We start from the raw sequence: 1507 nt of genomic DNA, 5'->3' as shown, positions 1-1507 counted from the left end.
TTGTGACGAGGTATAGCACTTACTAAAAGTTGATGTTCAGTGTAATCATAATGTTGAGCGGCAGCTTCTTTACTAGTTAATCCAACACGTGATAATGGTGGATCTATAAATACTGTATAAGGCACGCCACCTCTATTGTCAGTCGTACGTGACTGATTACCATATAACGCTGATTTGATAATTCGATAATCGTCTAAAGATATATACGTAAATTGAAGTCCGCCTTTAACATCACCTGCAGCATAAATATGCGGTACAGTTGTTTGAAGATGAGCATTGACTTTAATTTCGCCTCTGTCGCCTAATTCGATATCAGTATTTTCTAAAGCTAAATCCGTATTCGGTTTGCGCCCGATAGCCAAAAGTACTGCATCAGCCTCAAAGTTACCAACGTTGGTATGGACTGTTGTATGATGATTGTCAGATGACAATTCAGTCGTTTCAACATTTGTATGCAATGTAATGCCTTTATTTTCTAAGTCAGTAATAGCATGTGCAACGACATCTTGATCTTCACGTGGCATAAATGATTCACCACGTTCTAATACTGTAACCTTACTACCTAAATTCGCAAACATTGAAGCAAATTCTAAGGCGATATAACCGCCACCTACAATAACGAGGTGCTTAGGTTGATAGTTAATGTTTAATAAACCTGTTGAATCGAAGACGTGTTTAGCTTGATCAAGGCCTTTAATGTTAGGAATAACAGAGGTAGCACCAGTATTAATAATGATATGAGGTGCAGTAATACTATCGGCGATATCGTCATGCTGATCTAATAAATTCACTTCAGTATTAGATTTAAACTGCGCTTTAAAATCCAGTACATCAATGTTGTTATCGTCTGCTAATAAATGGTAATTTTTATTGTTTAGCGCATTGACAACATCGTTTTTACGGTTATAACTTGCTTCAAAAGATTTGCCTTCTAATCCATCATGTACAAGTGTCTTTGAAGCAATACATCCTATGTTTATACAAGTGCCTCCATACATTTTCGGAGATTGTTCGATAACTGCGACGTGTTGACCTGTTGATGCAGCATATTTGGCTAAAGTTTTACCAGCTTCCCCAAATCCTATTACAATTAAATCATATGTTTTCATGACATAAATCCTCCTTTTGAATGTCTTCAATGACATCTTTGATTGTTTTTCCTTTATAAAAATTAATAATGATATTCTGTTCGTCTTGCTCATAATGTGACATAGTAGTTGCAATATTACGAGCAATTTGACAGTGACTGCCTTCGTCGCCAGTAAATAGTCGTGTGTGATGTTCTTTCTCTAAGACAAAATGTTTATATAATGTTGCTAGAGAGACATCAGCGCTACGATCATTTGATAAATAACCACCATCTTTACCCCGTATTGTGTTAATCATTTTTAAATCGACAAGTTGAGTCGTCACGCGTCGTAATTGAACAGGATTTAAACAAGTTAATTCTGCTAATGAACTACTATTGAATTTTTCTGAATGATGCTTAGTTAAAAAAGCTAATACA

2 protein-coding genes are annotated in these 1507 nt (G+C 35.6%); both read right to left on the bottom strand.

Translation table 11 applies throughout. The features are described 5' to 3' along the window. Positions 1-1109: FAD-dependent oxidoreductase (locus tag IDG60_RS13745; protein WP_206160805.1), on the bottom strand; the 1109-nt coding region annotated here is incomplete at its 3' end. Next, positions 1096-1507 (bottom strand): redox-sensitive transcriptional regulator HypR (hypR, locus tag IDG60_RS13740; protein WP_206160804.1); only part of this gene is annotated, 412 nt, incomplete at its 5' end. The genes IDG60_RS13745 and hypR, both read right to left, overlap by 14 nt.

The sequence above is a fragment of the Staphylococcus sp. EG-SA-2 genome, assembly GCF_017152085.1.
The sequence above is the reverse complement of the archived record's forward strand: the minus strand, read 5'-3'. Positions and strand labels throughout refer to the sequence as shown.